At 69.6% G+C, this 13,776-nt stretch carries 10 protein-coding genes; 2 read left to right on the top strand and 8 right to left on the bottom strand.

From position 1 onward, the window contains the following. Positions 1-110: 110 nt before the first annotated feature. Positions 111-2,510: an ATP/GTP-binding protein gene (locus tag ACZ5WC_RS21695; RefSeq protein WP_468542342.1), complete on the bottom strand. Its 2,400-nt coding sequence runs from the start codon at positions 2,508-2,510 to the stop codon at positions 111-113. 228 nt (positions 2,511-2,738) lie between these two features. On the opposite strand from ACZ5WC_RS21695, the gene gabT reads away from it, so the two are divergent. Next, the gene (gabT, locus tag ACZ5WC_RS21700) at positions 2,739-4,079 is read left to right on the top strand and encodes a 4-aminobutyrate--2-oxoglutarate transaminase (protein ID WP_468542343.1); all 1,341 of its coding nucleotides are present in this window, start codon (positions 2,739-2,741) and stop codon (positions 4,077-4,079) included. Between the two features lie 424 nt (positions 4,080-4,503). After that, entirely contained in the window at positions 4,504-5,052 is a 549-nt protein-coding gene (locus ACZ5WC_RS21705; protein ID WP_468542511.1) for a phosphatase PAP2 family protein, read from the top strand. A gap of 436 nt (positions 5,053-5,488) precedes the next feature. Here the strand turns inward: ACZ5WC_RS21705 and ACZ5WC_RS21710 are convergent, their stop codons facing one another. From ACZ5WC_RS21710 to ACZ5WC_RS21740, 7 genes are all read right to left on the bottom strand, one after another. Further along, on the bottom strand, positions 5,489-7,309 hold the full coding sequence (locus ACZ5WC_RS21710; RefSeq protein WP_468542344.1) for a chitinase: 1,821 nt from the start codon (positions 7,307-7,309) through the stop codon (positions 5,489-5,491). A 91-nt stretch (positions 7,310-7,400) separates the two neighbouring features. Then, on the bottom strand, positions 7,401-7,877 hold the full coding sequence (locus ACZ5WC_RS21715; protein ID WP_468542345.1) for a hypothetical protein: 477 nt from the start codon (positions 7,875-7,877) through the stop codon (positions 7,401-7,403). 135 nt (positions 7,878-8,012) lie between these two features. After that, on the bottom strand, positions 8,013-9,428 hold the full coding sequence (locus ACZ5WC_RS21720) for an NAD(P)/FAD-dependent oxidoreductase (RefSeq protein ID WP_468542346.1): 1,416 nt from the start codon (positions 9,426-9,428) through the stop codon (positions 8,013-8,015). Between the two features lie 23 nt (positions 9,429-9,451). Further along, the gene (locus tag ACZ5WC_RS21725; protein WP_468542347.1) at positions 9,452-10,255 is read right to left on the bottom strand and encodes an ABC transporter permease; all 804 of its coding nucleotides are present in this window, start codon (positions 10,253-10,255) and stop codon (positions 9,452-9,454) included. Next, positions 10,255-11,196, bottom strand: coding sequence for an ABC transporter permease (locus ACZ5WC_RS21730; RefSeq protein WP_468542348.1), 942 nt, complete (start codon positions 11,194-11,196; stop codon positions 10,255-10,257). The genes ACZ5WC_RS21725 and ACZ5WC_RS21730 overlap by 1 nt, the downstream gene beginning before the upstream one ends. Next, positions 11,193-12,344: an ABC transporter ATP-binding protein gene (locus ACZ5WC_RS21735; RefSeq protein ID WP_468542349.1), complete on the bottom strand. Its 1,152-nt coding sequence runs from the start codon at positions 12,342-12,344 to the stop codon at positions 11,193-11,195. Before ACZ5WC_RS21735 ends, ACZ5WC_RS21730 begins: the two co-directional genes overlap by 4 nt. A 156-nt stretch (positions 12,345-12,500) precedes the next feature. After that, positions 12,501-13,748, bottom strand: coding sequence for an ABC transporter substrate-binding protein (locus ACZ5WC_RS21740; RefSeq protein WP_468542350.1), 1,248 nt, complete (start codon positions 13,746-13,748; stop codon positions 12,501-12,503). Between the last annotated feature and the right edge of the window lie 28 nt (positions 13,749-13,776).

The following is a 13,776-nucleotide window of genomic DNA, read 5'->3' on the forward strand; positions in this document are numbered from 1 at the left end:
GCCGTCCCGTATGAACGGCTGCCTCCGATTCTGCCAGGGCGGCAGGGTGCCGGTAACCGCTCTCAGGGGCGTGAGTCACCTACTGGCCGGTAGGGGTTTGATGGCTCCCTTCAGGTTTCGAGATCGACCAACAGCGGAGGGGCGTGTCGGCCGTCAACAGTGGTGAGGGAGAGCACGGCATGCCCGGCCGGGACGGAGTAAGCCAGCTCGGAGGCCGACCACCGCTCCCGCTCCACCTGCCGTACGGTCACCGCGTCCGTGGTCACGGCCTTGCCGGTGACGAGCTTGCGCAGGGCGTGCAGGGCGCGGGTGAAGGGCTGGTCGGCGAAGACGGTGTGCTGGGCGACCTCGCGGGTTTCGACCCACTCCTTGCCCCAGGCCTCGGCGAAGCGCTTGCCTTCCCATGTGGTGATGCCGGGGAACGTCATCAGGCACCCGACCGCGCCGAGCAGCGGAGCGTGCAGATGCTGCCCGACGTCATCCAGGGACCGCACAGCCAGTACGGCACCGGCGTTCAGCTGGCGCAAGCGCTGCACGGCCCTGAGGGAGTCGGTGGTCATGGCGCTCGCAGCGTCGTCGAGCACGAGAGCGGCGAAGAGAGATGTGTCGCGGCGTGCGCCGACGCTGGAGACGAACTGCGCGAAGATCAGCCGGGTGAGGATGCGCGAGGCCTCGGGGTGGCTCCGCTCCGGAAGGACGATCCGCACGCGAACCGGATGCTCCAGCGCACGCAGCGAGAAAGGCCGTGACCGGCCCCGGGTGTCGAAGAAGGCATCGAACGCAGGCCGGTCGAGAAAGGCGATCCTGTCGGCGAGCACTCCGCTGAGATCCGCAGGGGAGCCCAGTTGGCGTTCGCGTGCCTCGATTTCCCGCAGATAGGAGCGGTGCTCCTCCGGGTGGAGGTCCGCGCGGAGCAGATCCAGCGCCGGGTGGCCACCGTCGAGAAGCTCCCGCAGTTCCGGCAGTGACGGATACCTGTTGTGGACGGCGCTGAACGGGCCGATCAGCTGGCCCAGCGTGATCGCCGCCCGACGGCTGTCCACATCCGGCAGGTCGCCGGTGAAGGCCTCCGACAGAAGCATCGCGGCCTCGTCGGGTTCGGTGATCCCGCCGTACAGGTCGAGGTCGTACACCGAATCCGCATCGCCGATCTTCACCACGACGTCGTAGGAGTCCTCGGAGCCCAGTTCGGCACCCTCTGCTGATACGACGACCACGGCCGCCCGCCCCGCCAGTGCCTGGAGGGAGAGCGATTCGACCACTGGCCTCACCAGGCGGCGCGTCCGGTCCGCACCGTGGGGGCCGACCGCCAGGAGCGACGTACCGAGGACGGAGGGATCCAGTGCCGCTCCCGCACCTCGACGAGCGGGAGGGGTGCGCGGATGTTCCACGTAGCGGCCCAGTTTCACCTGGGAGGTCAACAGGTCGTGGGTGGCGGAGCGGGCCGGGAGGTCGCGGTTGCCGGATGGATGCAGGCAGGCTGCCGCCCCCTGCCTCATCACTCCGTCGACGAAGGCCCCGGCGGGAAGGGCTCCCGCTTCCACTTGTGCCCACGCATGACCGATCCGGGCGCAGTCGACATCGTTCATCCGCCCGCCCTCGACCTCGGCGGCCAGCCGATCGGCGGCTCCGGGCTGTCCGGCCGCACGCAGCTGTGGCCACCCGGCGGGGTCCTCCCCTGCTTCGGCCTCCTTCGTGGGCGGGCCCACCACGGCGGGCCCGGGCTTCCGGAAGAGCTGCAGCCATCCGCCGGTCCGAGCGAAGGGCCACAGCAGGGCCGCCGCGAGCAGGACGTAGATGGCCACGCCCATTACTGCGGCGACCTGCGGATCTCCGCGGAGCACGGACACCGGTACCAGGACGTGGAGGAGTGCGTAGAGGAAGGGCAGCAGATTCGTCGCGAGGACGATCCACACCACCAGGAGCCCCGCGAGCGCGGTGGCGAGAGCACGGCCGGGCTGCGGCCGGTCCAGGGCGAGCCTTCTGTACAGCGCCGGCCAGTTGCCCAGTCGGCCGCAGAAATAGATCAGGAGGGCAGCGAAGAGGCTGTTGTACACGGCGGTGGCCGTACGCGCGGGCTGTTGCGGTTCACCGCGCCACCAGTCGGAGGGGGTGAACAGTTTCAGGGGCAGCCGCTGCACCGTGATGTAGTCGGTGCTCCAGAGTGACCAGGCGAAAATCCCGCAGGCGATCGAGATGAGCGCGCCCACGAGCAACGCACGGGTGGGAACCTCGTCGGAGTCGGCGGAGGCTTTCGGCCGGTAACCGTACCTCCAGAGGCCGGGCTCGGGATCCGCTCGATGTGCCCGAAGCCAGTGCCGTACGTCGAAGACCGCGGCGGGCATTCGGGGCGGGCGCGGAGGCATGGGAGGCGGGGGCGGGGTGGGGCGAGGCACCCGGGGCGCCCCGGCATCCCTCTCGTACGGGCGACCGAGCCGCTGCGCGTCGGCATCGTTCGCACCCTGCGCGCCCTGCCCACGCTGTGAGTCGTACGTGCCCTCGGTGCCCATTGCCACTGCTCCCCTGACGTGCCGAGGCGGTATCTCGGTGCAGTTGTTCAATCTAGTGCCGGATTCAGCGCTCCATGGTCATTCCGGCTTGCCGACCGCCGCATTCGCCACCTGTCCGCCAAGGACAACGACACACCCCCACCACTCCCGATCGGAGCATGCCCGCACCGCTCCCCCGCCCCTAGCCTGCAGAAAGAAGAGCGTCCGAAACACCCCCAGGAGCCCCTCATGACCGCAATCCCGCAGGAGCGCCGCGTCGTCACTGCCATCCCCGGCCCGAAGTCGGCCGAGCTTCAGGCTCGCCGTACCGCGGCCGTCGCCGCAGGTGTGGGCTCCACCCTGCCGGTGTTCACCGCCCGTGCGGGCGGCGGGATCATCGAGGACGTGGACGGCAACCGGCTGATCGACTTCGGGTCCGGGATCGCCGTGACCTCTGTGGGCGCCTCCGCCGAGGCCGTCGTGCGCCGCGCCTCCGCGCAGCTCGCGGACTTCACCCACACCTGTTTCATGGTCACGCCGTACGAGGGGTACGTCGAGGTCTGCGAGCAGCTGGCCGAGCTGACGCCGGGCGACCACGCGAAGAAGTCGGCGCTGTTCAACTCGGGCGCCGAGGCCGTCGAGAACGCGGTGAAGATCGCCCGCGCCTACACCAAGCGCACCGCCGTCGTCGTCTTCGACCACGGCTACCACGGCCGGACCAACCTCACGATGGCGCTGACGGCGAAGAACATGCCGTACAAGCAGGGCTTCGGCCCGTTCGCGCCCGAGGTCTACCGTGTCCCGGTCGCCTACGGCTACCGCTGGCCGACCGGCGCCGAGAACGCCGGTGCCGAGGCGTCCGCGCAGGCCATCGACGAGATCACCAAGCAGATCGGCGCGGAGAACGTCGCCGCGATCATCATCGAGCCGGTGCTCGGCGAGGGCGGCTTCATCGAGCCGGCCAAGGGCTTCCTCCCGGCGATCGCCCAGTTCGCCAAGGACAACGGCATCGTCTTCGTCGCGGACGAGATCCAGTCCGGCTTCTGCCGTACCGGCCAGTGGTTCGCCTGCGAGGACGAGGGCATCGTCCCGGACCTGATCACCACCGCCAAGGGCATCGCGGGCGGTCTGCCGCTGTCCGCCGTGACCGGCCGCGCCGAGATCATGGACGCCGCGCACGCCGGTGGCCTGGGCGGTACGTACGGCGGCAACCCGGTCGCCTGCGCCGGTGCGCTCGGGTCCATCGAGACCATGCGCGAGCTGGACCTCAACGCGAAGGCCAAGCGGATCGAGGAGGTCATGAAGGGCCGCCTCGCCGAGATGCAGGCCAAGCTGCCCAACGGCGACATCATCGGCGACATCCGCGGCCGCGGCGCCATGATCGCGATCGAGCTGGTGAAGTCCGGCACGAAGGACCCGAACCCGGAGGCGGCGGGCGCGCTCGCGAAGGCCTGCCACGCCGAGGGACTGCTCGTCCTCACCTGCGGCACCTACGGCAACGTCCTGCGCTTCCTGCCGCCGCTGGTGATCGGCGAGGACCTGCTGAACGAGGGCCTCGACCTCATCGAGCAGGCGTTCGGCACCCTCTGAATCCGTCGAAGATTCCATCGAACCGGAATGCGGGCGGCGGGCCGTTCCGACGCGTCGGTCCCGCATCCGGGTGAGGGCCTGTGAAGAACGTGTGCGGGGGCGATGGCGGGTCGCCGCGGCGGCTTTCGGCCGCCCCTCCCCTGCCGTACGGTTTCTGCAGATGAGAGAAACACATCGCCCGCGGGAGACTGCGGGTGGTTCCGGGCCGGGGCTTCCCCAGCACCGTCCCGGGCGTGCCTCCGCGCACGCCACCGGAGCCTCCGGCTCCGGGACTCCTCACCGGTCGGACGGCCGCCCGCCCCACACCCCCCGGGGCGCGCGGCGAACCGATCCCGCCGGCCATCCCGGAACAACCCCCCCTGTTCCCGGGTGGCCGGCACCTCTCGTTTCCGGTGTCCTCTGCTCCCTCGCGGTGCTCTTCGCCCTGATCACCTGGCAGGTCGCCGCCGAGGGCCCCCTCTTCCGGCTGGACGAGCGGCTCGGCGGCGGGCTGTTCGGGCGCGGCCCGGCCTGGCTGACCCAGCTCTTCTCCGACCTGGGCGGTATGCCGGTCGCGCTTCCCGTGCTCGTCTGCGCGATCGCGTACGCACTGTGGCGCGGCGCCCGGCGGCTGCCCGTGTACGCGGCCCTCACCATGGCGGCGGTACCCGCGCTGGTGATTCCGCTGAAGGTGGCCACCGCCCGGCAGGGGCCCCTGACCGAGGCGGTCAACTACTACCCGTCCGGGCATACGGCGACGGCGGCCGTGGCGTACGGAGCCTCGACCCTGCTGCTCCTGGCGCTGCCCCGCCCGTCGTGGCTGCGGGTCTGGCTCCCGCCCGTCGCCGCGGTGCTGCTGACCGCGGCGACGGGCTTCGGTCTGGTGCTGCACGGTTACCACTGGCCGTTGGATGTGCTGGCCAGTTGGTGTCTGGGGCCGCTGCTGCTCGCGCCCCTGTGGTGGGCCGGTCGGCGGCGGCGAGAAGCGCCGTGAGCCACTCGGTGAGCTCCGGGCTGTCGTGGTTGATCGTCGCGAGATGGATGCCCGGCGGCCCGTCGCCGGACATTGCTCCGGGCACTGCTCCGGGCAGGGCGCCGGGCTCGTAACGCCGGTGGAGGACCTTCGCGCGTGAGCGGTCCGTCTCGGTCAGTTCCTCGGTCAGTTCCTCGGTAAGTGCGTCGGCTCCCAGCAGCGGTACGGGTCCGCGCGTACGCGCTCGTCGGCGGCGGCCCGGACGACGCTGACCGGCACGGTGGTGGGGACGTTCGCCGGGGAGGCCGTCGGGCAGCGGCGCCTGCCGGGGCCTCCTTCGTACGGGCCGGGAGAGCCCGGAGCGCGGCATGGGTGATGCCCGTCGCCGCAGTCCTCTTCACCCCGGCGACGGGCATCGGTTCAGTGGGGGGCGGTCTCAGGTCCGCTCCCGGATGGGTCAGTTGCCGAAGTAGGAGTCGAAGTTCCGGGAGAACTCCTCGTTGTTGAAGCGGTCCCAGTTGATGGACCAGGTCATGAGGCCGCGCAGGTCGGACCAGGTGCCGTGGGTCTGGTAGGAGCCGCAGTCGGTCTTCTTGATCAGGCAGTTGAGCGCCTTGTTGACCTCGGCCGGTGCGGTGTGGCCGTTGCCTGCCTGGGTGGAGGCCGGCAGGCCGATGGCGACCTGGTCGGGGCGCAGACCCGGGAAGACCTTGCTCTGGTCTCCCGCGACCGGGAAGCCCGCGAGCAGCATGTCGGTCATCGCGATGTGGAAGTCCGCGCCGCCCATCGTGTGGTACTGGTCGTCAAGTCCCATGATCGGGCCGGAGTTGTAGTCCTGGACGTGGAGCAGGGTCAGGTCGTCGCGCAGGGCGTGGATGACCGGGAGGTAGGCGCCGGCGCGCGGGTCCTGGCCGCCCCAGGGGCCGGAGCCGTAGAACTGGTAGCCCAGCTGCACGAAGAAGGTCTCGGGGGCCATCGTGAGGACGAAGCCGGAGCCGTACTTCGCCTTGAGGGTCTTGACCGCGGAGATCAGGTTGACGATCACCGGTGAGGTGGGGCTGCGGAAGTCGGTGTCGCCCGTGTTCAGCGAGAGGGAGTGGCCCTCGAAGTCGATGTCCAGGCCGTCCAGGCCGTAGGTGTCGATGATCTTCGAGACCGAGGTCACGAAGGCGTCGCGGGCGGCCGTGGAGGCGAGCCGCACCTGGCCGTTCTGGCCGCCGATGGAGATCAGCACCTTCTTGCCCGCGGCCTGCTTGGCCTTGATCGCGGCCTTGAACTCCGCCTCGGACTCGACGTTCGGGCACTCCGCGACCGGGCAGAGCGCGAAGCGGATGTCGCCGGAGGTGGCGGTGGTGGGCTCACCGAAGGCGAGGTTGATGACGTCCCAGGAGTCGGGCACGTCCGCCATCCGCGTGTAGCCGGAGCCGTTGGCGAAGCTGGAGTGCAGATAGCCGACGAGTGCACGGGCCGGGAGCTCGGCCCCGCCGCCCCCGCTCTCCGCGGTGGTCGCGCTGACCGCCGCCGACTTCGCGGACTCACCGGCCTCGTTGGTGGCCGCGACCTGGAAGCTGTACGCGGTGGAGGCCGCCAGGCCCGTCACGGTGGTGGAGGTCCCGGTGACCGAGTCGACCTTCGTACCGCCTTGGTAGACGTTGTAGCCGCTCGCGCCGGAGACGGCGTTCCAGGAGAGGGAGACCGAGGAGGCCGTGGTCGCCGTCGGCTTCAGGCCCCCGGGTACGGCGGGGATCTCGACGGGGTCGCCGCCGGGGCCGATGAGGGTGAGGTCGTCGGCGTAGTAGGCCGGGGTGCCGTACCAGCCGTGGGTGTAGACGGTCACGGAGGTGGTGGCGGGGCCGGTGGTGAAGCCGGTGGTGAGCCGCTGCCACGTCCCGGGGGACTGCGTCCAGGTGGTGACGTCGGTCGTGCCGGTGCCGGATGCGCCGAGGTGGACGTACCCGCCCTGCACCCAAGCGCTCAGCGTGTACGTGGAGTCGGGCTTGACCGTGATCTTCTGCGAGCACTTCGCGTGGTCACCGCCGGCCGGGGTCGCCTTGAGCGCCGCGGTGCCGCTGTGCGTGGGGGTGGCGACGACCGAGCCGCTGGAGGCCGTACAGCTCCAGCCGTCGAGTCCCGCCTCGAAGCCGCCGTTGCGCACCAGGTCCGCATCGGCCGCGCCTGCCGCCGGTGCCGAGGCGACCAGGGCACCGGCGGCGAGCAGAGCGGCCGAGCCGACGGCCAGAAGCCGGGAATGTCTGACGGTTGGTCCGGTGCGTTCCACAACAGCCTCCGCGCAGGGGGGAATTCGGGGAGTGGCGTGCGCACAACATGGTCCAGACCAATGGGGTTGTCAAGACCTCTGGCGGCCTTTCTCAGCCCTCCGGGCGGTGTTTCCCGCGGGCGTCCCGGGCGGCGGCGCCCGCCGCCTCGTGCATCGCCAGCTCCAGCAGTCCGGCATCGGTGAGGGTCCCCGAGCCGTCCGGCGGAATCAGCCAGCGCACACCCCCGGCGACCCGCCCGGGGTAGGGGACGACGATCCAGGTGCCCTGACCGCAGCCCCTGATCCCGGTGCCGATCCAGCGGGAGACGGTGCCCGGCGGCACGAAGAAGCCCAGCCGGGCCTCACCGAAGTCGGTGAGGACGGGGCCCGGGCGCTCGATGAGACGGGTGAGGATGTCGAGCGTCGGACAGCCCAGCCCGCCGGGGAGGATCAGGACGTCCCAGCGCCGGCCGGCGGGAAGGAGCACGACCCCCTGCGGGTTGCGCGCCCATTCCCACCGGCAGGCGCCGGGGTCCGGCGCCACCGATGTGAGCCACTCGACCGCGGCTTTCGTCTCCGGTCCCGTCATGACCTGCCTCCCGTTGACGTGAGCACCGGCGGGGGTCCGCCGGTGCGTTCACGTGCGAGAGGGGGCTGGGCGCCGACTATGACGCGGGTTGGGCCATCAGAAGCCGTGACGTGAGTCACACTGCTGGACCGGCTGTCAGCTGTCGAAGCCGAGACCCAGCTTGTCCATGGCCTTCAGCCACAGATTGCGGTGTCCGCCGTTGCTGTCGGCGCGGGCGAGGGACCGCTTGGTGATCTCGATCCCGGCCCAGGCGAACGGCTCGGGCGGGAACGGCATCGGCTTGGAACGGACCATTTCGAGGCGGGTCCGCTCGGTCTCCTCGCCCGCGAGCAGATCCAGCATCACGTCCGCCCCGAAACGGGTGGAGCCGACACCGAGACCGGTGAATCCGGCGGCGTAGGCGACCCGCCCCTGATGAGCCGTTCCGAAGAACGCGGTGAACCGGGAACAAGTGTCGATCGCACCGCCCCAGGCATGGGAGAAACCCAGTCCGGAAAGCTGGGGAAAACAGTCGAAGAACTGTCCTGCGAGTTTCAGGAACGTCTCCGGACGCTGGTCGAGATCGGCGCTCAGCTTTCCCCCGTACGGATAGATCGCGTCGTATCCGCCCCACAGGATCCGGTTGTCCGCGGATAGCCGGAAGTAATGGAACTGGTTGGCGCTGTCGCCGAGGCCCTGGCGCCCCTTCCAGCCGATGGATTCGAGCTGCTCGGGCGTGAGCGGCTCGGTCATCAGCGCGTAGTCGTAGACCGGAACGGTGTACGGGCGGACCCGCTTGACGAGCGAGGGGAAGATGTTGGTGCCGAGCGCGACCCGGCGGGCGAGGACCCGCCCGTACGGCGTGCGAACCGCCATCCCGGGGCCGGAGCGCACGAGGTCGAGACCCCGGGTGTGCTCGTAGATCCGTACGCCGAGCTCCAGGCAGGCCCGCTTCAGACCCCACGCGAGCTTGGCCGGGTGCAGCATCGCCACGCCCCGGCGGTCCCAGAGGCCGCCGAGGAAGGTGGGCGAGTCGACCTCGGCGCGCAGGGCCTCGCGGTCCAGGAAGTCCACCCCGGTGATGCCGAGCCGCACGATCTCCTCCTGCCATTCCCGCAGCTCTTCGAGCTGGTGGGGCTCGGTGGCGACATCGATCTCGCCGGTCCGCTCGAACTCGCAGTCGATCCCGTAGCGGGCGACGGCGGCCTCGATGGCGTCGAGGTTCCGCTCCCCCAGCTCCTCCAGCTTCGCGATCTCGTCGGGCCAGCGCTCGACGCCGTTGGCCAGGCCGTGGGTGAGGGAGGCGGCGCAGAAGCCGCCGTTGCGGCCCGAGGCGGCCCAGCCCACCTCATGCCCCTCGATGAGGACGACGTCCCGCTCGGGGTCGCGCTCCTTGGCGATGAGCGCGGTCCACAGGCCGCTGTAGCCGCCGCCGATGACCAGGAGGTCGGTGTGCTCGTCGCCGGTGAGGGCGGGGAGCGCATCGGGCCTGGCCGGGTCGTCGAGCCAGTAGGAGACCGGCTTGGCACCGGAAAGCGATTGTGCAGCAATACGCATGGCAGCTGGGGCCATGGTTTCCAACTCCTTCAGGACTTTCAGGATCGAGCGTTGCTCTTTCGCCGGTTCGCGATGAGCTGGCCGACGAGAACCATCAGTACCGCAATGATGAACATGGCGGTGCCGATGACATTGATCTGCACGGGCGTGCCGCGCTGTGCCGATCCCCAGACGAACATGGGGAAGGTGACACTGGAGCCCGCGTTGAAATTCGTGATGATGAAATCGTCGAACGAGAGCGCGAAGGCGAGAAGCGCGCCCGCCGCGATCCCCGGGGCGGCGATGGGAAGGGTCACCCGTACGAAGGTCTGCACAGGGCCCGCGTACAGGTCGCGGGCGGCTTCCTCCAGTCTCGGGTCCATCGACATCACGCGCGCCTTGACGGCCGTCACCACGAAGCTGAGGCAGAACATGATGTGGGCGATCAGCACGGTCCAGAAGCCGAGCTGGGCACCCATGTTCAGGAAGAGCGTGAGCAGGGAGGCGGCCATGACGACCTCGGGCATCGCCATCGGCAGGAAGATCAGCGAGCTGATCGCGCCGCGCGCCCGGAAGCGGTAGCGGACCAGCGCGAAGGCGACCATCGTGCCGAGCGCGGTGGCCCCCAGGGTCGCCCAGAAGGCGATCTGGAGGGAGAGCGAGAGCGAGCCGCAGAGGTCGGCGACGCCGCAGGGGTCCTTCCAGGCGTCCAGCGAGAACCGCTGCCAGGCGTAGTTGAAGCGCCCGTTCGGCTTGTTGAACGAGAACACCATCACGACGATGTTCGGAAGGATCATGTACGCGAGGGTCAGCAGACCCGCGATGACGACCAGGTTCCGGCGTATCCAGCGCAGTGCGGACATCAGACCAGGTCCTCCGTCCCGGAGCGGCGGATGTAGAAGGTGACCATCAGCAGGACGATCGCCATGAGGATGAACGAGAGCGCGGCGGCCGTCGGATAGTCCAGGACCCGCAGGAACTGGCTCTGGATGACGCTGCCGACCATCTTGGTGTCCGTGGATCCCAGCAGCTCGGCGTTGACGTAGTCACCGCTGGCCGGGATGAAGGTCAGCAGGGTCCCGGCGACGACGCCCGGCATGGAGAGCGGGAACGTCACCTTGCGGAAGGTGGTGGCGGGGGTGGCGTAGAGGTCGCCCGCCGCCTCGTGCAGCCGGCCGTCGATCCGCTCCAGCGAGGTGTAGAGCGGCAGGATCATGAACGGCAGGAAGTTGTACGTGAGGCCGCAGACGACGGCCATCGGCGTGGCGAGGACCCGGTTGGACTCGGTCCAGCCGAGCCAGCTGGTGACGTCCAGGACATGCAGGGTGTTGAGCACGTCCACGACCGCGCCGCCGTCGGCCAGGATCGTCTTCCACGCCAGCGTACGGATGAGGAAGCTGGTGAAGAACGGGGCGATGACCAGCACCAGCACCAGGTTGCGCCAGCGGCCCGCCTTGAAGGCGATGAGGTAGGCGAGCGGGTAGCCCAGCAGCAGGCAGAGGATCGTGGCGGTGCCCGCGTAGAGCAGGGACCGGATGAACTGCGGGTAGTAGTCGCGCAGCGCGTCCACGTACGTCTGGAAGTGCCAGGTGACCTCGAAGCCCTCCTCCAGGGAGCCGGTCTGTACGGAGGTGGAGGCCTGGTAGACGAGCGGCAGCGCGAAGAAGACGACCAGCCAGAGGATGCCGGGAAGCAGCAGCCAGTACGGGATCAGCCGTTTGCGGGTGGAGGGCTTGCGGAGCTTGAGCTCCTGGGGCTCCTCGGGCTGTGAAGGGGGCGCGGGCGGCGCCTCGGTGACGCTCACTCCGCGTCCTCCACACTCGTGGCGCCCGCGTCGATGTCCTGGGCGGCGTCGAGGCCGAAGGTGTGGGCGGGGTTCCAGTGCAGGACGACCTCGGCGCCGGGGACGAGTCCGGCACGCCTGTCAACGTTCTGCTCGTACACCTGGAGGGCCGTTCCGGCCGGGCTCTCGACCACGTACTGGGTGGAGACGCCGATGAAGCTGGAGTCGGTGATGCGTCCGGTGACGCGGTTGCGGCCCGCGGCGATGTCATCGGCGTCGTCCGCGTGGGCCAGGGATATCTTCTCGGGCCGGATACCGAGCAGGAGACGGCCGCCGTCGGCGGCGGGGGCCGAACACCGCTCGCGGGCCAGGGTGAGCTTGCCGCCGCCCGCCGCCACGACGAGTTCGTCGCCGGTGGACACGATCTCGCCCTCGATGAGGTTGGAAGTGCCCAGGAAGTTGGCGACGAACGTGGTGCGCGGGTTCTCGTAGAGGTCGGCGGGGGCGCCGAGCTGTTCGACGCGGCCTCCGTTCATCACCGCGACGGTGTCGGCCATGGTCATGGCCTCCTCCTGGTCGTGGGTGACGTGGACGAAGGTGATGCCGACCTCGGTCTGGATGCGCTTGAGCTCCAGCTGCATCTGGCGGCGCAGCTTGAGGTCGAGGGCGCCGAGCGGTTCGTCGAGCAGCAGGACCTGCGGGTGGTTGATGAGGGCACGGGCCACGGCGACGCGCTGCTGCTGGCCGCCGGAGAGCTGGTGCGGTTTGCGGCGGGCGAAGTCGCCGAGCTCGACCAGCTCCAGCATCTCGTCGACCTGCTTCTTCACCGACTTGATGCCGCGCCGGCGCAGCCCGAAGGCGATGTTCTCGGTGATGTCCAGGTGCGGGAAGAGCGCGTAGCTCTGGAAGACGGTGTTGACGGGCCGCTTGTACGGGGGCAGGTCGGTGATGTCCTGGTCCCCGAGGAAGACCGTGCCGGTGGTGGCCTCCTCCAGGCCCGCGATCATCCGCAGGGTGGTGGTCTTGCCGCAGCCGGACGCGCCGAGCAGGGCGAAGAAGGAACCCTGGGGGACGGTCAGGTCGAGCGGGTGCACGGCCGTGAAGGAGCCGTAGGTCTTGCTGATCCCGGCGAGGCGGACATCGCCGCCCGCGGTCTGCTGCTGTGTCATGGGTCGCAGTCCCAGTGTGTTCGGGGGGGTACGGGGAAGGGGTGACCGGGTCGGGGTACCGGTGAGGTGCCCGGGCCACCGGTGAGGTGCCTGGGCTACCGGTGAGGTGCCTGGGCTACCGGTGAAGTTGCCTGGGCTACCGGTGAAGTTGCCTGGTCAGACGCCGATGAGTTTGGCGAACTTCTCTTCGTACGCCGTCTCTTCCTCCGTGCTCAGGGAGCGGAAGGAGCGGGACTTCGCCGCCATCTCCTTGTCGGGGAGGATCAGGGTGTTGGAGGCCATCGACTCGTCGATCTTCGCCAGTTCCTCGCGTACGCCGTCGACCGGGCAGACGTAGTTGATGTACGCGGCGAGCTGGGCGGCGACCGGCGGCTCGTAGTAGTAGTCGATGAGCTTCTCGGCGTTGGTCTTGTGCCGGGCCTGGGCGGGGACCAGGAGGCTGTCGCTGGAGGTGATGTATCCGGCGGCCGGGATGGCGAACTTGACGTCCGGGTTGTCGGCCTGGAGCTGGATGATGTCCCCGGCCCAGCCGATGCAGGCGGCGATGTCGCCCTTGCTGAGGTCGGCGGTGTAGTCGTTGCCGGTGAAGCGGCGGATCTGCCGCTTGTCGACGGCCTTCTGGAGGCGGCCGATCGCGCCGTCGAAGTCGGCGTCGGTGAACTTCCCCGGGTCCTTGCCCTGGTCGAGGAGGGTCATGCCGATGGTGTCGCGCATCTCGGAGAGGAAGGAGACGCGGCCCTTGAGCTTCGGGTCGTCGAGCAGTTGGGTGACGGAGTCGACCTTGCGGCCGCCGGTGGCCTTCGCGTTGTACGCGATCACCGTCGGGATGCCGGTCCAGGGGTAGGAGTAGGCCCGGCCGGGGTCCCAGTCGGGGCTGCGGAACTGGGCGGAGACGTTGGCGAAGGCGTGCGGGAGGTTCGACGGGTCGAGCTTCTGGGCCCAGCCGAGCCGGATGATGCGGGCGGCGAGCCAGTCGGTGACGCAGATGAGGTCGCGCCCGGTGTCCTGCCCGGCCGCCAGCTGCGGCTTGATCTTCCCGAAGAACTCGACGTTGTCGTTGATGTCCTCGGTGTACTTGACCCTGATCCCGGTCCGCTCGGTGAACGCCGCGAGGGTGGGGCGGCTCTTCTCGTCCTCGCTGACGTCCATGTACTCGGTCCAGTTGGAGAAGTTCACCACCTTCTCCTTCGCCGAATGGTCGTCGGCGGCCGCGGCGCCCTCGGCGCGTCCGGCAGGCGGGATGCCGCACGCGCCGAGGGTGGCTATGCCGCCCAGCGCGAGGGCGCCCATGCCGGAGGCGCGCAGCAGGGAACGGCGGGTGAGGGCGCCCCTGCCGTTGGTGAGGGAACGCCTCATGGCCGCCAGCTGGGCGGACGAGAGGCGCTCGGGCTCGTAACTCTCCATACGCGTGTGCCCTTTCGGGTGGAAGGCC

The sequence above is a fragment of the Streptomyces sp. NPDC033165 genome (assembly GCF_055577965.1).

What these genes read in the sequence shown, in the direction of transcription:
- ACZ5WC_RS21695 (WP_468542342.1), bottom strand. Translation starts at nt 2,510, where the DNA reads ATGGGCACCGAGGGCACGTACGACTCACAGCGTGGGCAGGGCGCGCAG.
- gabT (WP_468542343.1), top strand. Translation starts at nt 2,739, where the DNA reads ATGACCGCAATCCCGCAGGAGCGCCGCGTCGTCACTGCCATCCCCGGC.
- ACZ5WC_RS21715 (WP_468542345.1), bottom strand. Translation starts at nt 7,877, where the DNA reads ATGACGGGACCGGAGACGAAAGCCGCGGTCGAGTGGCTCACATCGGTG.
- ACZ5WC_RS21720 (WP_468542346.1), bottom strand. Translation starts at nt 9,428, where the DNA reads ATGGCCCCAGCTGCCATGCGTATTGCTGCACAATCGCTTTCCGGTGCC.
- ACZ5WC_RS21725 (WP_468542347.1), bottom strand. Translation starts at nt 10,255, where the DNA reads ATGTCCGCACTGCGCTGGATACGCCGGAACCTGGTCGTCATCGCGGGT.
- ACZ5WC_RS21735 (WP_468542349.1), bottom strand. Translation starts at nt 12,344, where the DNA reads ATGACACAGCAGCAGACCGCGGGCGGCGATGTCCGCCTCGCCGGGATC.
- ACZ5WC_RS21740 (WP_468542350.1), bottom strand. Translation starts at nt 13,748, where the DNA reads ATGGAGAGTTACGAGCCCGAGCGCCTCTCGTCCGCCCAGCTGGCGGCC.